The organism is Flavobacterium sp. LC2016-12 (assembly GCF_015351595.1).
In the GTDB taxonomy this organism is placed as follows: Bacteria; Bacteroidota; Bacteroidia; order Flavobacteriales; family Flavobacteriaceae; genus Flavobacterium.
The window spans coordinates 140,802-161,027 of record NZ_JADKPT010000005.1; the positions used below are offsets into that span (position 1 = coordinate 140,802).

The window sequence follows — 20,226 nt, forward strand, 5'->3', positions numbered from 1 at the left end:
TTACTTATTAAAAATTTTTTATTTGATCATTAGTGAGCCCTTTATAGCGTAATACCCAATTTTTAATAAATCTATTATAGAAAATTTTTCTAAATATCTTTTCAGTAAAAAAGCAATACAATGGCTTTGGTTTTAAAACTTTTAGTGGTGTATTTATAATTTTATTTATTTTTTTCTCCTTCAGTGTTCCAAGCTTTTCAGTCATCCAGTCTTCTAATATGTTTCCTAAATGAAAAGCATAATTTCCATAGGTGGCTAAACGATATCCACCCATTTTAAGAACTGGCAAATCTGTATATAAATATTCACTATCACCGCCCAATTTGTAGATGCTGTTATTTTTTGGCATTTTTGAAAAAACCTCCTTCTTATAAGTACAAACAAAATGAGAACTTCCTAATACTGCTACTGTGTCATCCTTGCTTTTTATTGTTGCAATAACATCTTTATATTTAATATCAAGCCACGGCCATCCAATACTATTAGCAAACAATGTCATACTTTCGGGATCTTTTACCGGTCGAAATTTTAATCTTGATGAAAATAAATAGTTAAACCAAATATTGCTTGTTAATCGAAAGTGCGTTCTAAAAACCGGAACCGGACTTACTGCGCCAGCTTTTGGGAAAGCCTTGAAAACTGCCAAGACTTCTTCTTCCCAATTGTTATCAAACAAAACATCGGCATCTGTAATTGTAATTAAACGTTCTTCGGCTGTACGCAATGCTTTTAAGATGCTATTTATTTTGCCAACATTTTCTTTTTCGATTATTAGTTCATCTATTAATTGTTCTTCCTGAAATTGAAATAGTTTGTTATTTACTGAATGACAGCAACCATTACTTATAACCGATACTTTTATATTTGAAAATGAAGTTTTGTGAAGTGACGACAGGCAATAAGAAAAAATGGTAAAAGCATCTTTATAGTAGCCATCTTCTGCCGGAATATATAATGGAATTATTATTCGATGATTTGAATTCGAAACTGGTAATAAAATATCTTTCGAAAGATTTTTCCCTTTTCTCATTATATCTTTATCATATTCTCAATTATTAATAAATGTACCAAATAAATCTACAAAGTTACAGACGAAATTTGGAGCTACAATTCTGTTAAAGCACTATTTAATTAAAAAAAAAATTTGGTTTTTGTAATTTTAGTAAACCAAAAAAAATCTAAACTCATTAAATTATATATTGTTCTTCCAAAATTTTGTCTACGGTAAAGACTTTGCTTTTTTATACATTTCTGCAAAAGTAACTTATACTGTGTCGAATCTATTCGCTTTGATTTTTTCATAGAAACTAATATTTTTTTTAAATATAGAGGATAATCGATATATCCATTTTTATTCTTAGAAATATTAAAATCATGAATTCTATAATACGCTAATACTTTTTCAGTATAATAAAATTTTGTAAAAAAAGAACAACGAGTCCAAAACTCAGCATCTTCCCCGTTTGGAAGCATTTTTTCATTAAAAAATCCTACTTTTTCTATTATTTCTCTTCTTACTAATGGTGTTGGCATCATCAAAGTAAAATTGCCAAACATAGATAAGGAAACATCTCCATGCTTATTTCTCCAATGATTACTTTTTCCAATGATTTCAGATTTTAAGTTTCCCTCAGAATCAATAATCTGGCACGGAGAATGAACCAACCCAAAATCTAGATTATTATTTAAAATCTCAACTTGTATTTTAATTTTATCTTTTATCCAAAGATCATCATCATCTAAAAAGGCAATAAATTCACCTTTCGCCTTTTTAATACCAATATTTCTTCCTGTAGAAGGCGTACCACTTTTTGGTATTTTTTCATAATAAACATTAGAATATCCGGAGCAGATCTCATTATTTTGATTTCCTTTCGAATCATCATCAATTACTATAATCTCAATATTTTGATATGACTGTTCTAAAACACTTTTTAAAGTCAATTCTAGATAGTGAGGTCTATTACATGTAGTAATAATTACACTGACCAAAAAATTATGTAAGCACATATTTATGATATATTTTTTGAAGAAGTAGTATTGTGAATTACAGAAATAATATTTAATTTAATAAGACCGCTTTTAAAAAATTAAGAATAGTATTATAAAAACAATATTGTTAGTAAGACCTACGCTAATCAAATTTCCTTAGGAAACCAAGTTTCACTAAAAATTGTATTTTTTTTGATTTTTTAAGACTAGAAAGAGTTCCTTTTATTTTAAGCATTTGCTTTATATCATTAATATGACCGGCGAAATTAGAATTTAATACTGCTTCTCTTTCTTTATAAATCAATATTGCATTCTTATTATCTGAACTTAAACCATCCAAGTAATAGGTTGCAAGTGTCTTATTTACTTTTTGATAACTACAATTAAACTTAAATAATGCAAGAATAAAAAATTTCCAATCTGCGACTATTTTTAAATCTTCGTCATATAAGCCTACTATATCAAAAAGTTCCTTTTTAATTATAGTAGATTGGTGGCATAATGTTCCTGTATAAAAAAAAGAAAAGTCCAATATATCTGGATAAGAAACATTTTTTGATTCTTTTTGATCGACATATAAAATATTAAAATAAATTAAATCAAAATTATTGATTTTATGGTGGTTTTCATAAAGTGTTGCGTTGTCGTAAAAATGATCCCCACTGTTTAAAAACAATAAGTATTCCCCATTTGCTTTAGCAATACCTTTATTCATTGCATTATAAATTCCATTATCTGGTTCACTTATCCAATAATCTATTTTATCGCTATGCCTTTCTATGTAGTCAGCACTGCCATCTTTGGAACCACCATCAATAACAATATATTCAAACTCTTGCCAGGTTTGATTGACCACACTTTCAACGGTCTTTTTTAGTCCGTTTAAATTGTTATAATTAATAGTGATTATTGTTAGTTTCATTAAAATTAACCTTTTAGCATATTTTTTTTATGAATGCAAAATTGAATTAAATAGTTTCTCGTATTCATAAGCTTGAACTTTAAGATCATATTTCTCTACGGCATTTTTTCTTATTTCACTAGAATCAAATACATTTTCAAATTCTAAAAATTCTTGCAACGTTTCAAGCAATGACTGAACACTAATCTCTTTAACAAGTAAACCATTTTTTTTATGCTGAATCATATCTACAATTCCACCAACAGAAAAACCAATTACAGGTGTACCACACATCAATGATTCTAGAACCGTATTTGGCAAATTATCCATTAATGATGGAATGACAAATACATCTGCTGCTGAATAAGCTATACTCATTAACCTTTCATCGTAAATAGGCCCAAGCTCGTAGATATTATCAATTGACGCAAGCGCGCTGTTTTTATTTCCAATAGCACACAAAACAAGATCTGGATTTGCCAATTTTTCAAAAGCTTTTTTTAGAAATACAAATCCTTTTCTATTATTATTAATTGAATCTGCAACAAATAAAATCACCCTTTTATCTTTCGGAATATTTAATAATTCTCTTGAAAACTTCTTATCCCGAGGCGAAAAAACTTCCGAATCCAAACCATAAGGAATACAAATTACTTTATTATTTATAAAAACCTCACTTTTCCTTGCCTCTTCTGCCAACCATTGACACGGTGCTACAATTGTTAGATTATTGACTTTAGAAATTGCTTGTTTTTTTATTTCAATGTTCTCTTTTGCAATTCTTTTTTCCTCTTCTGAAATTTGTCTTTTGATAGGAAATCCAAACTCATCTATCCCTAAATATTTTTCTTCATAATGTTCTCCTCCACTAAAGGGATTCATATCATGTAATGTCCAAACTACAGGTTTATTATTAATTTTAAAAAAATTTTGATAGTCTAAAAAATTGGCGACCCAATGTAAATTAACAATATCCGATTCCTTATAAAACTCAGATTGCATAATGTCAAAATGAGAATTTGGAAAGCTGAACATTTCAAAACCCTTGTTCCTATTCTTCAGAAATAAAAGTTCTTTATCTTTTGAAATATCTTTATTTGAATAGAGTTTTAGCTCTTTACGAATTCGCTTTAACTTATTACTAATTTTTTCAAAAAAACTACGTGTTTTAGCAGGTTGAACAAAACTGAATGATTTTATCCAATTGTTCTGTTTAAATCTGAGTAAAACATTAGACTTAATTCCAATCGAAAGTAATCCTAAGTGCAGGCGTTTGCAGGAATTAGCTGCACCGCCTCTATCGTACGTATTTACAATAAATATTTTCAAATTAGATCTTTTTTAAATCCATAGATATTTAGTTGCATATCCATCTTATTATAAACATGAACATTTACAAATGGCGATTTACTACTTAAGCCTGGTGAGGAAATATGCAACCTGTAATCTGCTTTTATCAAAATATCCATAATTTCATTTATACTTTGATCTTGTCCAACGAATGAATGATATTCTATGAAAATTCTATCTACATTATCTAAACAATCTTTTATATCTCTTAGGACAACGGTTTCAGAACCTTCAATATCTAGTTTTAAAAAATCGACCTTATTTTTAAGATATGGCACAAGAGATGTCACCTCAATAGTTTCTGTTGCAATACCAGTTGTGTCAATATCTGCAATTAAACCAGCATCAGCACCTTCTGAAATAAAAAAAAGTTCCTTATTTTCATTCCATAATCCTTTTTTTACAAGTTCAATATTATTGAAATTAAAAGATTCTACATTACTCTTTAATATGTTAAAAATATTAGCATCTGGTTCAAACGCAATTAATTTTGAAGATGGGTATAATAATTTCAGATAGATAGTTGCAAGACCAATATTTGCACCACCATCTATAATATAAGGTTCAGGGTTTAATGTCTTGAATTTATATATTTCTTCTATAAAAATCTCCTTCTTCATAAAATGAAATGAGGCTCCATCAGGAATTGTAATTTGATGTCCTTTTAAGTCTACAGTAGTTTTTGTATATCTAGGAAATTCGAGAAAGTTTCTTTTAGAATTTCTTTTTTCCTTAAGATTTAATTTTCTACTTATTAATTGAATTAATTCTGGAGCGACTATTTTTTTTATAATTTTTTTATATTGAATTCTTAAGCCTCTATTTGTTTTGATAGGGCCCTTTTTTACTGCTTTTATTATTTCAGTTTTTAAAGTCACGTTCTTTTTAGTTAAATCGATATCTTTTTTATCATCGAAATATATTTTTTGTATTTCTAAATCTTGACTGCAATGAACTCCTGTTCCATCAAAACCAATATTTTTCAACAAGGCAATATTTGGAAACAGAAATACACCTTTTTCTAATAACATTGAAACATAAAATCTTACTGCCCAAGAATCATTTTTACCTTCGACCTGATCCTTAAGCATCTGCAGGTAATGTAAATTTCCAAAATCTAATTTATCTTCAATTTTGTTTTTTTGAACAATATCTAATAGTTCTTGTCCATTAAAATTAATTTTATTCCACTTATCAGCCCAGGTTCCATAACCCCAAGAACTCATTATCGGTAAAAAATATGTTTGTTCGGGTATTTTTTTTGAACTTGGAAAACAGTAACCGGTAACTCCGTAAACATTGTTTGCATTTTCATAAATTTCTAAAGCTTTATTCATAAACTTTAGAAAAAAAACACCAACAAAAATATCATCTTCCAAAACAATAACCTTTTTATGGATATCTATTATTTCAGTTACACCATCTATAATAGAATTAGCAAGGCCTTTATTTTTTTCCTGAATTTTAACGATAACTTTTTTAAATCTGTTCTCAGCTTTTATTAAGGCTTGCACCTCTTTAATTTTTAACAAACTATCATTTGATTCGTTTTTTTTTGCTCCATCACAATATATATATATAATACTGTCTTTTGCTTCTTGATTTCTGGCAAGTGCATCAAGAACTTGCTGTGTGTGCCAAGGTCGATTAAAAGCAAATAGAATAATGGGAGCTAATGTCATTATAAAGAAGTTGCAAATTGATATTTTTTCGTAGCTATAACGGTATTAGTTTTATGACCAATATAGTTTTTTGTAAAAATCTCGATTTTTTTATCTCTTAAAACAGTTAATATATCTTCCACAGTGTCTTTTTCACCTCTTCTATTTGTATCATCAAACAAAATAATAAATTCTTGATCCGAATCAAATTCTTCAATCTTTGCTATGATATCATATCTTGAATATTTAGGGCTACCAAAAGGGCCATCAACGATATACAAATCAAACTGTCCTTTTACTTTTTCACTAAAACCATCATACGAATTACTTTTTTGTCCCTTTATTTCAATTTCCTTAATTGGACAAAAAATAACATTTGACCTATTTACTAAAGAAAACCTGTTTTGAAATTCTTTAATCCAATTTTTATCTTGCTCTACAATTGTGTGTGTAGAATCTAAAAGATAGTTGTCTAAAAAAGAAGAAATAAATTTGCTTGATTCACCTAACCCCAGATCTAATATTGTTTTCGGCTTATAATCAGATAAAATTCTATTCAAAACATAAAAAAAAGAATAATTTCCAGCCCATCTCCCAACATTTAAAGGAAGTTCTTCTAACCATTTTTTCCCTCTTATACTATCATGGTATACATGAGCCCATTCCAACTCTTTAGATAGACGAATTTGTTCATGTTGTCTATTCGCGTTTTCACTAATTATCTTTTTTATTTTCGAAATCATAATATAATTTTAATTAATTTCATAATTAAGCAAAATTGAACCTTGATTTGCAGGAATCAATTTACCAGTTCCATAATAATCTTTTTCTATTACTGTAAAAGGCATCACAGAAGAGAGCCAGTCAGAAATTTCATTATTAATTTCAGCAAAAATATTACAAGTGTACTCACCTGGGGCTAATGGTAAGTTCGTAATTTTAAAAATTATTTCCCCCTTAGTTACATCAAAATCATGAACAATATTATTTGACGAAACCCAAGCAACTCTGTCTCCTAAATAATTATTTATACCAACATCAATACGACTATTAAGAATTACCTTACTTAAGTCTATAGAATAATTTAGTTGTATTTGAACATCTGAAAATGTCTCAATATTATCAATTTGATCTGAATTACTGCCTATTATTCTTCCGCTATTAAAAAATAAAATTCCATTTCCATTTCTTTCTGTTATTTCAGATAATTTAGTTCTTACCGTATTTTGATTGGCCAAATAATATGAGATAACATCACTAGTTAAACCAGTCGTTACAATCATTCCACGTTCCAATAAAACACATCTCGTACATAAATTTTCAATTGCCGCCATATTATGACTAACAAATAAAACTGTCCTTCCGCCTTGTCTGGAAATATCCTGCATTTTACCTATTGCTTTCTTTTGAAATTCAGCATCGCCTACAGCTAGTACCTCATCAATGACCAAAATTTCAGGTTCCAGAAAAGCAGCTACAGCAAATGCTAACCGGACCGTCATTCCAGAACTATATCTTTTTACCGGTGTATCAATATATCGCTCACAGCCAGAAAACTCAATAATATCATTAATTTTTGAAGTGATTTCTTTTTTGGTCATACCCAAAATTGCTCCATTTAAGTAGACATTTTCACGTCCTGTCATTTCGCCATGAAAACCTGTTCCTACTTCAAGAAGCGAAGCAATACGACCACGACACTTAATACTACCAGTAGTGGGCGCTGTTACTTTTGAGAGTATCTTAAGCAGTGTTGATTTTCCTGCACCATTTTTTCCTATTATACCTAAAACTTCACCACGCTCTACTTCAAAATTGATATCCTGCAAAGCCCATACATAATCTGAAGTTCCTTTTGTAGAACGATCATTAGTATCGCCAATTTTTAAATATGGGTTTTCTTTTCCACGTATTGCGTGCCACCACTTATTAAAATCATGACTCAATGTGCCTGTACCAACTTGACCTAAACGATATTGTTTAGAAATATTTTCGGCCTTTAAAATAATATCTTTTTCCAATTGTGAATTGTAGGTTGTAAATTTATCTAATAAAAAAAAATGATCTAAACGGTATCTATAAAGCTTTTTTCTGTTTTGTTAAAAATCAAAAGTCCTATAAAAAAAGCGGCTATTGTCACGCCTACTGTATAACATAATCCTAAAATCGAAATTTCGCCTACACCTAAAAGCATATAACGAGCAGTCTCAATAACATAAGCCAACGGATTGTATTCCACAATCCAACCATATTTAGGCAATTTTTCTTTAATTAACTCCATTGGATACATAACTGCAGATAAATACATGAGCAATTGTATCCCAAAACCAACTAAATAACTGAAATCACGATACTTTGTCACCATAGAGGAAATGATCATACCTAAGCCTAATCCCAATATCCCCATGATAATAACTAAAAAGGGAAAAAACAAAACCATGCTATTTAAATTTAAATTGGCACCCTTAAAATAATAGATAATATAAAAGATAACAAAAATTAAAAATTGAATTCCAAACTTGATTAAATTAGAAATGACAACAGAAAGTGGTGTAATAAATCGTGGAAAGTAAACTTTTCCAAATATTCCTGCATTAGATTTAAACGTATCTGAAGTTCCATTGAGGCAGGATGTAAAATAATTCCAAACCATAATACCTGCCAGATTAAACAAAAAGGGAGGAATTGATCCTGTATTAATTCCAGCAACATTATTAAAGATTATAGTAAATGTAATAGAAGTAAATAAAGGTTGAATTAAGTACCAAAGCGGCCCCAAAACTGTTTGCTTGTAAACAGTAATTACATCTCGCTTTACAAAGAGAAATAATAAATCTCTGTACTGCCAAACCTCTTTAAGATTTAATGTGAAGAATTTATTTTTTGGCGTTATTTCAAAAAGCCATTCATTATTATTATCTGTAGTATTCATTTTTATATTGCTCGCAAATTAAGTTGTAAGTTTTGTTATTTTTAATACAGCGGCGAATTAACAAGATTTTTAGTCGTTTAAAAATTCCCAAAAAAGGTAAAAGGCGTTTTAAAAAAAACACCTTTTACCTTTTATTTATTTACATTATGTATAATCCTTTATTTATCTAAAACTTCGAAAGCAGAATTCATGCTTTTAAATTCAGGAACAATTTTTTTCATTTTAGCGACAATATCGTCATTGTCATAGAAATCTGCAATACCTATTAACTCATCAATCTCGGTATGAAGATTTTCATATTCATCCTGAATTTCCTGCGCAATCATTATTTTATTATGATAGGTCGGTAATGTTTTAGAAGTATCATTTAACAATTCTTCGTAAAGCTTTTCTCCTGGTCTTAAACCAACTATTTTTATCTTGATTTCTTTCTCTGGAATAAACCCTGCCAATTTGATCATTTTTTTTGCCAAATCGATAATTCGTACTGGTTTACCCATGTCAAAAATATAAATTTCACCTCCATTACCCATAGCGCCAGCTTCTAGAACCAACTGACAAGCTTCAGGAATAGTCATAAAATATCGGATAATATCCTGATGAGTTATGGTCACCGGACCACCCTCGGCAATTTGTTTCGTAAATAATGGAACAACAGATCCATTAGATCCCAAAACATTTCCAAAACGTGTTGTAATAAACTTTGTTACACCTCCGTCAAGATTCTCTTTTTGATTCTTCAAGAATAAAGACTGTACATATTTTTCTGCTATGCGTTTACTCGCGCCCATTACATTGCTTGGGTTAACAGCCTTGTCTGTTGAAACCATAACAAATTTTCTAACACGATATTTACAAGATAGGTCAGCCAAATTTTTAGTTCCCTTAATATTTGTTAGAATTGCCTGCGACGGATTTTCTTCCATCAGAGGAACATGTTTGTATGCCGCCGCATGAAAAACAACATGAGGATTATAATTTTTAAAGACTTTTTCCAGAGCTTTTTTACTTTTCACATCAGCAATTACAGCAGCAATTTTTGTTTGCGAATTCATTGCCAGTGTCTCCAAACACAAATTATGAAGAGGTGTTTCAGCATGGTCAAGTATTATTACCACTTTCGGGTTGAAACCAAGAACTTGCCTAACAATCTCGCTCCCAATAGATCCTGCAGCACCTGTAATAAGGATTGTTTTATCTTTTAATTGTTTAGAAATTAATTTGCTATCCAAAACAATAGGTTTTCTTTCTAATAAATCCTCAATTTGAATATTTTTTACTTTTTGGGAAATCTCTTTCTGATTTTCCCAATCCGAAATCAATGGAACTGTATAAACTCTGTAATTAAATTCTAAACATTGATCAACTATAATTAATTGTTCTTCTTTAGATAAACTTTTATCTGCTATAATTACTCCTTCAGCAGCAACAGAGCGCATTAAGGCAGGTAATTTCTTCCTTAAAATCAAAATAGGCAAATCTAACATTCGCTTAGATGCATTTTGATTGTTTTTATCTACAAAACCAACAATCTTAAATCTGGAAGGCGTTTCAAATTTTAAAGCATTTGCAACCGAAATTGCATTTGCATCTGTTCCGTAAATTACGGTTCTGATCAATTTAGAATTTGTCTTCTCTGAAAAATACAATTCAAAAGTTTGTTTTACAATTACGCGATATAAAAACAATCCACAAAAAGATAAAACCAGGTTAATGAAAAGAGCCGTATTTAAAAATGCTTTATGTCCTGTGTATAATTCAAAAACTAAATTGAAAAATAAAAAAAACACTAAAACCGACATTTGAGAAAACAGAAGTTTTATAGCATCTATGTACGAGGAGTGTCTTATAATTCCGGAATAGGTTCTAAATAACCAAAAGAAAAAGACATTTACCGTAATAAGGCTTCCTACGAAATAAAAATCATACGAAGTAATAATATAACCTAACGCAGTTCCTTCAAACAGCATATAAGTGAATGTAAAGGAAAAAGCCAGCACTAGTACATCAATTCCAATAATAATCCACCGAGGCAAATAACTCAGATTATTAATCTGAGCTCTTAAATTCCTTGGAGAGAATGAATTATGCAATAAATCGGCTATTTTGGTCTGCTTATCTGTATTCAATTTGATTAGATTTGATTTTGTAAATCTTGTATGTATTACAAAAATACAAATTAATGGCTTTAAATATAACTATATTATCTTGTAATTTAAATTTTAGTACCTTTTTTCTTTTGCTTTAAAAATTCAATTAAATATGCTCCATAACCTGATTTCACTAATGGTAAAGCTAATTCTTCTAATTGCTGATCATTTATAAAACTTTGCCTCCATGCAACCTCCTCAATACAGCCCACTTTTAATCCTTGTCTTTCTTCCAAAACCTGAACAAATTGTCCAGCCTGCATTAAGCTGTTAAATGTACCTGTATCCAACCAAGCAGTGCCTCTGCTCAAAATACCAACTTTTAAAGCTTCCTTCTCCAAATAAACTTTATTTACATCGGTAATTTCATATTCACCACGGGCACTGGGCTTAATATTCTTAGCAATTTCAACTACAGAGTTATCGTAAAAATAAAGTCCAGGAACTGCGTAACTAGATTTTGGTTCTTGTGGCTTTTCTTCAATAGAGATCGCTTTAAAATTTTCATCAAATTCTACAACTCCATATCGTTCGGGATCAGAAACATGATACGCAAAAACAACCCCACCATTTGGCTTTGTATTCGATTTCAGCAGTTCCTGCATATTTGATCCAAAAAATATATTATCCCCTAGAATCAAAGCTACGTCATCTGAACCAATAAACTCTTCTCCAATTACAAAAGCTTGCGCCAATCCATTTGGAATCGCTTGCTCAGCATAACTGAATTTACATCCTAAACTGGATCCATCACCTAATAATTTCTTAAAATTGGGCAAATCATGAGGTGTTGAAATTATTAATATTTCATTGATTCCAGACATCATCAATGTTGACAATGGGTAATAAATCATTGGTTTATCATAAACCGGCATCATTTGCTTGCTCATGGCAAGTGTCAAAGGATGTAATCGTGTTCCAGAACCTCCTGCTAAAATAATTCCTTTCATATATTCTGATTTTAGATTGAAAAATATAGATTTTTTTTGAGTCTTTATAATCTAATCTTCAACCGTTTTTTTTAACATTTTCCTTAAACTCTCTTTATAATCTGGCACGACTAAATTATAAGTTTCTTTAATTTTTTTTTTATCTAATAATGAAAACTTAGGACGTTTTGCGGGAGTAGGATAAGCAAATGATAGAATGCCGTTGACTTCACATCTATAACTTCCTAATTCTTTTATAGCCAATGCAAATTCGTACCAGCTTATTTCTCCTTCATTTGAATAATTATAAATCCCTGGAATCCAATTTTTGTATTCCAAAATTATCATCATAGCATTTGCTAAGTCTGCGGCATAAGTTGGTGAACCTACTTGATCATTAACTACGTTAATTGTGTCCCTTTCCTCCATTAAACGCTGCATTGTTTTAACAAAATTATTTCCAAATTTACTGTAAACCCAAGATGTTCTTACAATAATAGAATTTGGATTTTCCTTTAAACATGCTACTTCACCTGCTCTTTTGCTTTCTCCATATATGTTTATAGGATTTGTTTCTGCATCTTCTCTTAAAGCAACTGAAGAAGATCCTTCAAAAACATAATCCGTAGAAATTTGAATTAATTTTATATTTTTCTTTTCTGCATATTTTGCGATTAATTCTACAGCCAAATGATTAACCGTAAAAGCCAATTCTTTTTCTATTTCTGCTCTATCAACTGCTGTATAAGCAGCACAATTTAAAATTACATCGGGATTTATTTCGTCTAGTTGAATTGAAAGCTTATCTAGATCATCCAAAGTGACTTTATTTCTATCAGCAAAAACCCAATTATATTGTGGATATTCTAACGACAAAACAGCTAATTCAGACCCTAATTGTCCATTACCTCCAGTTACTAGAATTTTTTTCATTAAAATAAACTATTACAATTTTCAATAAAGGGAAGGACTTTGTCTTTTTCAGAAACTATGGCTTTTTCTAAACTTATTCCCCAATCAATATTCAATGATGGATCATCATACTTAATTCCACCTTCAAAATCCCTATTATAAAATTGATCACACTTATACAAAACCGACGCAGTCTCACTTAAAACTGAAAAACCGTGTGCAAAACCTTGTGGCACCAAAAGCTGCTTTTTGTTTTCTGAAGATAATAAAACACTAAAGGATTTACCATAAGTAGGCGAATCTTTTCTTAAATCTACAGCTACATCAATAATTTCACCATCTAAAACACGAATTAGTTTTGTTTGGGCAAATGGTGGGTTTTGATAATGTAGTCCTCTTAAAGTTCCTTTATTAGAAAATGATTGATTATCCTGAACAAAATCTATTTTTATTCCTAAATCTTCAAATTTAGTTTTACTATAAGATTCAAAAAAATAACCTCTCTCATCTCCAAAGACAGTTGGTTCAACAATAACTAGATCTTTTATATATGTTTTTTCAATTTTCATCCTACAGTATTCCTGAAATTTTATATGTTATTTAAAAAAAGTATTGATTACTCCTTTAATTCTATTTTTTTCCTTATTTGTTAAATTTACTCCCGATGGCAAACATAATCCTTTTTCGAATAATTCTTCGGCAACTTTATTACCATAATAAGGATATTTTTCAAAAATTGGCTGTAAATGCATTGGTTTCCAAAGGGGCCGACTTTCAATATTTTCTGCTTCAAGAGCCAATCTTAAGGTTTCTCTATTTTTCATATTATCCCTATCTTGTTTAATTAAAATGGTGTTTAACCAGTAATTTGAAAAATAGTTTTCTTCTTTCACTTCAAAAAGTTCAACAAAATCTATGGCTTTAAAAAGATCCTTGTAAAAATGATGATTTTCTAGTTTTCTTTGGATATTTTCTTCCAAAATTTTCATTTGCCCAATACCAACACCTGCACAAATATTACTCATTCTGTAATTATAACCAATTTCACTATGCTGATAATGTACTGCCTCGTCTTTTGACTGCGTAGCATAAAAAATAGCTTTTTCTTTTATCTCTTTAGATTTTGAAATTAATGCCCCTCCACTTGAAGTAGTAATAATTTTATTTCCATTAAATGACAAAATTCCAAAAGTTCCAAAAGTTCCGCATTTTCTTCCCTTGTAGTAACTTCCTAAAGCTTCTGCACTATCTTCTATAATTGGAATTTCATACTTGGCTGCAATTGCATGAATTTGATCAACTTTATAAGGTGTGCCATATAAATGGACCGCAATTATTGCTTTGGGTTTTCGGCCTTTTTTTATTCTGTCTCTTATCGCGATTTCCAAATTTTCAGGGCAAATATTCCAGGTTTCTAATTCGCTGTCAACAAAAATAGGAATAGCTCCTTGATAAAGAATTGGATTTGCTGATGCTGAAAATGTCATTGTTTGACAAATAACTTCATCATCCTTTTTTACTCCAAGCAAAATTAAGGCTAAATGAATTGCAGATGTTCCTGAATTTAATGCCGTAGCAAATGTTTCTTCGCTTAAATATTTTTGGAGTCTAATTTCAAAACTATCAACATTTGGTCCTCCAGAAGTAATCCAATTCGCATCAATTGCTTTCTGAATATATTCTTGTTCAAATCCACTTGGTTGTGCTACTGCTAAAAATATTCTTGAACTATCCATTTATGAGCCAATAATCTAAGGGATAACGAACATCATCTTCTTTCACACTTGTTAAGGGTAAAGTTGAAAATGATATTAATTTTGAATTTCTTTCTATGGCTTCAATAGCATTGGCATAACCCGCAGGAATGTATACTATTTTGCTGTCAAATTCTGACACAAGAATTGTTTCAATCTCCAAATTCTTTGCAGGGTTTTCCCAATTATCAATTTTCACAAAGTGAATTTTAAAAGATCCACTTAAGCAATAAAAATTTTTAGCATCTAATTTATGACCTTGCCAGGCACGAATCGGACTCTCATCAGAATTACTAATAATATAGAACCTCTCAATGTCCTTAAAACTAAAATCATTTACATATGAAATTGTTCCGCGATGATCTGAAAAGCTACCTCCCTTAACTATTTTTGGATTCATGAATTCAATTTTAACTTATTCTTTCTTAACAAAGAAAACTTTATCGAATACACAAAGAGCAAAGGAATAACTACTATTGCAAATAATAGTACATCATTCACTTTTTGATAGAGAGCAATTACTAAAATCGAAACTCCTACTTGTATCAATGCATAAAATAATGAAACTAATCTATGTTGTATTTTGAATTCATTACTCAATACTTGATAAAAATGCAATCTGTGAGCTTCAAAAATATTTTGTCTTAAATACAATCGATGTAGTATTGTGGATACAGCATCTACACCGTAAATGGATAAAAATAACAACCAAATAAGCGAATTTGTAATTAAGATAAGCTTTAAAACGAGGTAAATAATCCAAAATGCGATTGCAATACTCCCTACATCACCTGCAAAACATTTTGCTCTTTTTCTATAATTAAAGAATAAGAAAACAATGCTTGCAATCATTCCGTATTTAATAAAAAGTCCGTCAGTAAATAATTGTAAATAAGTATTAACCCATAACAAAGCGCCCATAACAACTAAAGTATAGAGCCCCGTAATGCCATTAATACCATCCATGAAATTATATGCATTAATTAATCCAATTGCCAAAACATAAGCAATTATAACTCCCCATATCGGAACCAAATCAAATAGTTCTAAATCATAAAAAATCAATGTAATCGCCAGGAAGTGAATTGAAATTCTGATTTTATTTGATAAACTTTGAATATCATCCCAAAAACTCACAAGACTAACTAAGGTGATTCCGGTAAAGAAAAAATAGTTATTCTTAAAATGCTGTACAAAATAAAGCAAAGCTGAAAACCAAAAAATTATTCCGCCTCCTCTTAAGGTAATTTCTGTATGCGAACTACGAAGGTTAGGTTTATCAATGATATTATAACGATCGGCTACTTTAAAATAAAGAAGCATTAAAATCATCAATAGTAAGCCTAGTATTGTGTATTCCATTATTTATTTATGAAGCTTTTTATTGTTTTTTCTAATCCTTGCTGCGCTGTAAAAGGCAATTTTTCTATTCCAAGAACTGATTTTATTTTAGAATTAGATACTCTATAATTTTCAGTCATTTTTTTAATAGTTTCTGAATTTAATGGAAATCGTATCAAATCTCCAATTTTGGCTATATTTTTTATAACACTTTGCGGAATTGCCAGAGACAAGTTTTTTTTATTTGAAACCGATGATATAAGTTGAATTAATTCGTTAGTTGATAAAACTTCATCATCAGAAAAATTATATACTCCGGAAGGAATTTCTTTATTCTCGAGAATTTCCTTAATCAAGAAGTTTAGATTATCAATACCCAGAAAAGATCTTTCATTATGAAAAGCTGCCAACGGGTAAGGCATTCCTTTTTGAACCACATTATATAATAAATTCAGATTTCCTTTATTACCGGGACCATGAATCATACAAGGTCTAATAATAAAAACTCTTTTATCTTTATGGAGTTTTTGCGATAAAATATATTCTTCTGCTTGTAATTTTGATTGCCCGTATGGAGTTTTTGGATATGCCTGTATATCTTCAAACAAAACATCAGAAACCTCATCTGCAACAGCTTTTACGCTGCTAAAATATATAAAATCACGGACTTCACTTTCTAAAAAAAAATCAAATAATTCTTTTGTTAATTCGGTATTGACTCTAAAATATTCTGAATCATCAGAAGTATTTTTTGTATCATGTGCTTTTCCTGCTAAATGAATAATTGCTTCTGCATTAGAATTATTATTCCAATTTGAGTTACGCAAGAAAATAGGGTCAATTAAAAAATTTTCCGCTAATAGATATTTCGAGAGATTTTGACCGACAAAACCAGTAGAACCAGTAATTAGTATTTTCATTTTTTAATAAATCCAATAATTTTCCAGATGAATCTAAATTGTATCTTATACTTTGAAAAAGAAATTTGATTCATTATTAAGGCTCTTTGAATTTCTTTGGTAATTAATTTATACGATGAACTTCCTGAGCTGCTAAGTCCTCCAACCAGCATTGCTGTAGTTATTATTCCTGAATATGCCCAAGTTATTTTATGTTTCAAAAAGAATCTTGTGATCAATTCATAATCAGCACCAATTTTAAAAGTGAGTTCATAATTTCCAAATTTTTCAAATAACTCTTTTTTAAAAAAAATAGCGGGATGTGGCGGCATGAAACCAATTTTTAATTTTTCCGGCATCCAACGTTTAGCAGAATAAAGTCTAATTATTTTGCCATTTGCATTATGCTGAACAATATTTCCAACTGACGCATCAACATTATTTTTGGCATGAAAATCTGCAATTTCCTTAAGAACCAAATCAGAATAAAATGTATCATCCGAGTTTAGTATCCCTATTAAATCGCCCGTAGCCATCTGAATACCTTTATTCATCGCATCATAAAGTCCTTTATCTGGTTCAGAAATCCATTTGGTAACTTTATCTTTATGTTTTTTGATTATCTCTATTGTCTTGTCTTTTGAATTACCGTCGACAATTATATATTCGATGTTATCGTATTTTTGATTGGCAACAGAAAAAATAGTTTTTTCAAGTGTTGCGGCGCTGTTATAACAAACAGTTATTATTGAGATTTTCATTATTCTGTGAGTATTTAATTGAAAACAGACATGAAATTAGCAGCACATTTTTTAACCCTCTCCTGATATTCCTCAAATATTAAATCTTGATTACCAGAATTATATTTTTCTAATATTGTAGCCAATTCATCTGCATTTTTAGGGTCAAAATAAGTTCCATTTTCTTCTAATTGTTCTTTGTGAACAGCAATTTCTGAAGCTATTACAGGAACCTGCAAAGATTTTGCATCTTCAATAACAGTACTCCATCCCTCAAAAAGACTAGGCTGAATTATTGCTTTTGCGTTTTTAATTAAACACAGCTGGTCTTTTCTCGGAATTACGCCCAACAAAATTGCATTCCCTTCTATTTTGTTTTCAATAATTTCATTTTTAAGGATTTCAATGTAATTAGGATTTCTGTAATCCTCCATTTTGCCTGTCAGAACAATTTTAATATTTGAATTATTTTTCTTCAAAACACTCAAAGCTTTCATTATAATTATATGATTTTTATGCTCATAAAATTGATTTGAAACCATAAAGTATTCATCAGGTAAACTATACTTTTCTTTTAATTCTAGAAAATTGTTAAAATTAAAATCATCAATAATAGATACAAATGGAAGTACGTGAATTTTTAAAGCTTTTGGTATTTTATAAAATTGCTTAAAATGATTGGCAACATCATTACTAGAAACTACTAAAACACTTGCATTTTTTAAAATTAATTTTACTCGCGCTTCACGAAAAAGCAAATTAATTTTGTTAAAATACTTTGGATAAAACTTATGCTGAAGATCCGGAAACCAGGCTGCAATTGTTTTACCTTTTAGCTTCTTATCAATTAAAGGATGGTCATATAAAGGATATACACCGTCAAGATTGTATTTTTGAATTATATCGGTTATAAAAATATTTTTTCGAAAAAACCATGATTTTAAATATCCTGAATATGGATTAGAAAAATCGTTTTGAACTAATTTAATATATGGATATTGAATTTCTTTTGCAAAATTTGCCAATTCATTTGTATAAAAAACAACAATTTCAGGTTTTTCAACATCCTCAAGAAAATTTAACGCTTTAATAATATTTTGAACATAATAGACTCCACCTAACCAGCTTCCACTAAAATTAAATAAAATCCCTATTTTTTTTCTGTTTCTAAAATCCATCTATAGTAATTTTCTAAGCCTTTTTCTAAATTATATTTTCTTTCGTAACCTAAACTTTTTAGTATGCTAATGTCAGCAATCCAATTGTTAGGATCGCCTGCTCTTCCCTGTCCGGAAAAAGAGTAACTGATGGTATCATCAAAATTATTGTAGAATGATGCGACACAATCTTCTATAAATACTTCTTCACCATTTGCAATATTTATAGTTTCTCCACAAAAATCTGCTTTATTTGCCACTAATTCAATTGCATTAACAAGATCCAGAATATAAATAAAATCTCTTGATTCTCTACCACTCCCAAATAAATCAATTTGTTTTTGGTCTTTTGTTTTTCTGTATAAATCCCAAAAGAGTTGTTTTTTTAGTCCTTCTCCATAAGCCGAAAAAATTCTTAAAGAGCAAGTTGCAATCTCGAAAAAACGAAAAAACTCAGAACAAATTTGCTCACTTTGTAATTTATGAATTCCATAAGGTGACAAAGGTATTACTAGAGCATCCTCTTTAATTGGTAATAAACCAGGATTTCCATACACTGCAGCACTGGAAAGATTGATAAACTTACATTTAGGCTGATAGGTACGAATCGCATCTAACATTTTAAATACATTAACTGTATTTAGTTGATAATCTCGTAATGGATGAAGGATAGAATCTGGAACACTCGCTGCACCAGAACAATTAATACAAACATCAAAATGTTCTGTTTCAAAAATTGATTTATAATCTGAATTTGAAGCATCTATCAAAAAATACTTTTCATTATCAACATAATCAACCACAACATCGGCACCCCAAACAGTTGTGCCAACATTTTTTTCTAAATGTTTTTTTAGATTTTCTCCAATAAATCCTTTAGAGCCTATTATTAAATATTTCATTATTTTAAATTTTTAACCACTACAGCCGGGTTTCCGGCAACAACAGTAAATGGAGGAACATTTTTAGTAACTACCGCACCAGCTGCAATAATTGCACCTTCACCTATTGTGACGCCTTTAAGAACAGTTGCGCCAAAACTAATCCAGGCATGATCCTTTATTATTATCGGGCTTGTTATAATACTTGTCTTATCTCTCGGATGTCCGTTTTTTATTAAACTGAGATATCTTTCTGCTCTCTCAATATGATCCATCTCATGTGAATTGGTATCGATTATGTTTACGTTATGAGAAATTAAAACATCGTTCCCAATCGTTACAGATTCTCCCGACCAAATATTAGAACCAACACCAACATAAACATTTTTTCCTATATTTATTTTTCCACCATAATTAAACACTACTAATCTACCTTCTACAATTGTATTTTCATCAATGACAATATTATTAATGTTTTTAGAAATATTTTCAACTTTAGCGGTCATAGTAAACTTAGTTCCTTTCTCAAAAAGAACATCTTTTTTACAGGCTAAATCAGTAATCTTGTGAGATAATTTTCTGATAAATCCTTTAAATAAATAAGCACAATAATATATTACTCTCATT

Annotated in this window: 20 protein-coding genes; all 20 read right to left on the reverse strand. The window is 29.8% G+C overall.

Translation table 11 applies throughout. From position 1 onward, the window contains the following. Positions 1-7 precede the first annotated feature (7 nt). Positions 8-1,030 (reverse strand): glycosyltransferase, encoded by a 1,023-nt coding sequence (locus IRZ99_RS10355; RefSeq protein WP_194657212.1) that lies wholly within the window; start codon positions 1,028-1,030, stop codon positions 8-10. A gap of 101 nt (positions 1,031-1,131) precedes the next feature. Beyond that, complete coding sequence (locus IRZ99_RS10360) at positions 1,132-2,010, reverse strand: glycosyltransferase family A protein (protein WP_194657213.1); 879 nt, start codon at positions 2,008-2,010, stop codon at positions 1,132-1,134. Between the two features lie 124 nt (positions 2,011-2,134). Next, positions 2,135-2,914, reverse strand: coding sequence for a glycosyltransferase family 2 protein (locus IRZ99_RS10365; RefSeq protein ID WP_194657214.1), 780 nt, complete (start codon positions 2,912-2,914; stop codon positions 2,135-2,137). Positions 2,915-2,941: 27 nt separating this feature from the next. Continuing rightward, positions 2,942-4,222: a glycosyltransferase gene (locus IRZ99_RS10370; RefSeq protein WP_194657215.1), complete on the reverse strand. Its 1,281-nt coding sequence runs from the start codon at positions 4,220-4,222 to the stop codon at positions 2,942-2,944. Beyond that, complete coding sequence (locus IRZ99_RS10375; protein WP_194657216.1) at positions 4,219-5,925, reverse strand: FkbM family methyltransferase; 1,707 nt, start codon at positions 5,923-5,925, stop codon at positions 4,219-4,221. Before IRZ99_RS10375 ends, IRZ99_RS10370 begins: the two co-directional genes overlap by 4 nt. Then, complete coding sequence (locus IRZ99_RS10380; protein WP_194657217.1) at positions 5,925-6,647, reverse strand: hypothetical protein; 723 nt, start codon at positions 6,645-6,647, stop codon at positions 5,925-5,927. The genes IRZ99_RS10375 and IRZ99_RS10380 overlap by 1 nt, the downstream gene beginning before the upstream one ends. Positions 6,648-6,656: 9 nt before the next feature. Then, entirely contained in the window at positions 6,657-7,925 is a 1,269-nt protein-coding gene (locus IRZ99_RS10385; RefSeq protein WP_194657218.1) for an ABC transporter ATP-binding protein, read from the reverse strand. Positions 7,926-7,969: 44 nt separating this feature from the next. Then, positions 7,970-8,836, reverse strand: coding sequence for an ABC transporter permease (locus IRZ99_RS10390; RefSeq protein ID WP_194657219.1), 867 nt, complete (start codon positions 8,834-8,836; stop codon positions 7,970-7,972). A gap of 158 nt (positions 8,837-8,994) precedes the next feature. Continuing rightward, the gene (locus IRZ99_RS10395; protein ID WP_194657220.1) at positions 8,995-10,965 is read right to left on the reverse strand and encodes a nucleoside-diphosphate sugar epimerase/dehydratase; all 1,971 of its coding nucleotides are present in this window, start codon (positions 10,963-10,965) and stop codon (positions 8,995-8,997) included. An 86-nt stretch (positions 10,966-11,051) separates the two neighbouring features. Continuing rightward, a complete protein-coding gene (rfbA, locus tag IRZ99_RS10400) occupies positions 11,052-11,936 on the reverse strand; it encodes a glucose-1-phosphate thymidylyltransferase RfbA (RefSeq protein ID WP_194657221.1) in 885 nt (294 codons plus the stop codon). A gap of 51 nt (positions 11,937-11,987) precedes the next feature. After that, complete coding sequence (rfbD, locus tag IRZ99_RS10405) at positions 11,988-12,848, reverse strand: dTDP-4-dehydrorhamnose reductase (protein WP_194657222.1); 861 nt, start codon at positions 12,846-12,848, stop codon at positions 11,988-11,990. Then, on the reverse strand, positions 12,848-13,396 hold the full coding sequence (gene rfbC / locus IRZ99_RS10410; protein ID WP_194657223.1) for a dTDP-4-dehydrorhamnose 3,5-epimerase: 549 nt from the start codon (positions 13,394-13,396) through the stop codon (positions 12,848-12,850). The genes rfbD and rfbC overlap by 1 nt, the downstream gene beginning before the upstream one ends. A gap of 27 nt (positions 13,397-13,423) precedes the next feature. Beyond that, positions 13,424-14,563: a DegT/DnrJ/EryC1/StrS aminotransferase family protein gene (locus IRZ99_RS10415; protein WP_194657224.1), complete on the reverse strand. Its 1,140-nt coding sequence runs from the start codon at positions 14,561-14,563 to the stop codon at positions 13,424-13,426. Beyond that, positions 14,556-14,981: a WxcM-like domain-containing protein gene (locus tag IRZ99_RS10420; RefSeq protein WP_194657225.1), complete on the reverse strand. Its 426-nt coding sequence runs from the start codon at positions 14,979-14,981 to the stop codon at positions 14,556-14,558. The genes IRZ99_RS10415 and IRZ99_RS10420 overlap by 8 nt, the downstream gene beginning before the upstream one ends. Continuing rightward, positions 14,978-15,943 (reverse strand): glycosyltransferase family 4 protein, encoded by a 966-nt coding sequence (locus IRZ99_RS10425; RefSeq protein WP_194657226.1) that lies wholly within the window; start codon positions 15,941-15,943, stop codon positions 14,978-14,980. Before IRZ99_RS10425 ends, IRZ99_RS10420 begins: the two co-directional genes overlap by 4 nt. After that, on the reverse strand, positions 15,943-16,842 hold the full coding sequence (locus IRZ99_RS10430; protein ID WP_194657227.1) for an NAD-dependent epimerase/dehydratase family protein: 900 nt from the start codon (positions 16,840-16,842) through the stop codon (positions 15,943-15,945). Before IRZ99_RS10430 ends, IRZ99_RS10425 begins: the two co-directional genes overlap by 1 nt. Then, the gene (locus IRZ99_RS10435) at positions 16,839-17,582 is read right to left on the reverse strand and encodes a glycosyltransferase family 2 protein (RefSeq protein ID WP_194657228.1); all 744 of its coding nucleotides are present in this window, start codon (positions 17,580-17,582) and stop codon (positions 16,839-16,841) included. Before IRZ99_RS10435 ends, IRZ99_RS10430 begins: the two co-directional genes overlap by 4 nt. A gap of 14 nt (positions 17,583-17,596) precedes the next feature. Continuing rightward, entirely contained in the window at positions 17,597-18,739 is a 1,143-nt protein-coding gene (locus tag IRZ99_RS10440; RefSeq protein ID WP_194657229.1) for a glycosyltransferase family 1 protein, read from the reverse strand. Further along, the gene (locus IRZ99_RS10445; RefSeq protein WP_194657230.1) at positions 18,712-19,620 is read right to left on the reverse strand and encodes an NAD(P)-dependent oxidoreductase; all 909 of its coding nucleotides are present in this window, start codon (positions 19,618-19,620) and stop codon (positions 18,712-18,714) included. The genes IRZ99_RS10440 and IRZ99_RS10445 overlap by 28 nt, the downstream gene beginning before the upstream one ends. Further along, the gene (locus IRZ99_RS10450; protein WP_194657231.1) at positions 19,620-20,225 is read right to left on the reverse strand and encodes an acyltransferase; all 606 of its coding nucleotides are present in this window, start codon (positions 20,223-20,225) and stop codon (positions 19,620-19,622) included. The genes IRZ99_RS10445 and IRZ99_RS10450 overlap by 1 nt, the downstream gene beginning before the upstream one ends. Between the last annotated feature and the right edge of the window lies 1 nt (position 20,226).

Excerpts from the sequence above, each read along its gene's own strand:
- IRZ99_RS10445 (WP_194657230.1), bottom strand. The coding sequence starts at position 19,620 with ATGAAATATTTAATAATAGGCTCTAAAGGATTTATTGGAGAAAATCTA.
- IRZ99_RS10355 (WP_194657212.1), bottom strand. The coding sequence starts at position 1,030 with ATGAGAAAAGGGAAAAATCTTTCGAAAGATATTTTATTACCAGTTTCG.
- IRZ99_RS10380 (WP_194657217.1), bottom strand. The coding sequence starts at position 6,647 with ATGATTTCGAAAATAAAAAAGATAATTAGTGAAAACGCGAATAGACAA.
- IRZ99_RS10440 (WP_194657229.1), bottom strand. The coding sequence starts at position 18,739 with ATGGATTTTAGAAACAGAAAAAAAATAGGGATTTTATTTAATTTTAGT.
- IRZ99_RS10450 (WP_194657231.1), bottom strand. The coding sequence starts at position 20,225 with ATGAGAGTAATATATTATTGTGCTTATTTATTTAAAGGATTTATCAGA.
- IRZ99_RS10435 (WP_194657228.1), bottom strand. The coding sequence starts at position 17,582 with ATGAAAATCTCAATAATAACTGTTTGTTATAACAGCGCCGCAACACTT.
- IRZ99_RS10425 (WP_194657226.1), bottom strand. The coding sequence starts at position 15,943 with ATGGAATACACAATACTAGGCTTACTATTGATGATTTTAATGCTTCTT.
- IRZ99_RS10375 (WP_194657216.1), bottom strand. The coding sequence starts at position 5,925 with ATGACATTAGCTCCCATTATTCTATTTGCTTTTAATCGACCTTGGCAC.
- rfbD (WP_194657222.1), bottom strand. The coding sequence starts at position 12,848 with ATGAAAAAAATTCTAGTAACTGGAGGTAATGGACAATTAGGGTCTGAA.
- rfbA (WP_194657221.1), bottom strand. The coding sequence starts at position 11,936 with ATGAAAGGAATTATTTTAGCAGGAGGTTCTGGAACACGATTACATCCT.
- IRZ99_RS10390 (WP_194657219.1), bottom strand. The coding sequence starts at position 8,836 with ATGAATACTACAGATAATAATAATGAATGGCTTTTTGAAATAACGCCA.
- IRZ99_RS10420 (WP_194657225.1), bottom strand. The coding sequence starts at position 14,981 with ATGAATCCAAAAATAGTTAAGGGAGGTAGCTTTTCAGATCATCGCGGA.
- IRZ99_RS10415 (WP_194657224.1), bottom strand. The coding sequence starts at position 14,563 with ATGGATAGTTCAAGAATATTTTTAGCAGTAGCACAACCAAGTGGATTT.
- IRZ99_RS10430 (WP_194657227.1), bottom strand. The coding sequence starts at position 16,842 with ATGAAAATACTAATTACTGGTTCTACTGGTTTTGTCGGTCAAAATCTC.
- rfbC (WP_194657223.1), bottom strand. The coding sequence starts at position 13,396 with ATGAAAATTGAAAAAACATATATAAAAGATCTAGTTATTGTTGAACCA.
- IRZ99_RS10365 (WP_194657214.1), bottom strand. The coding sequence starts at position 2,914 with ATGAAACTAACAATAATCACTATTAATTATAACAATTTAAACGGACTA.
- IRZ99_RS10360 (WP_194657213.1), bottom strand. The coding sequence starts at position 2,010 with ATGTGCTTACATAATTTTTTGGTCAGTGTAATTATTACTACATGTAAT.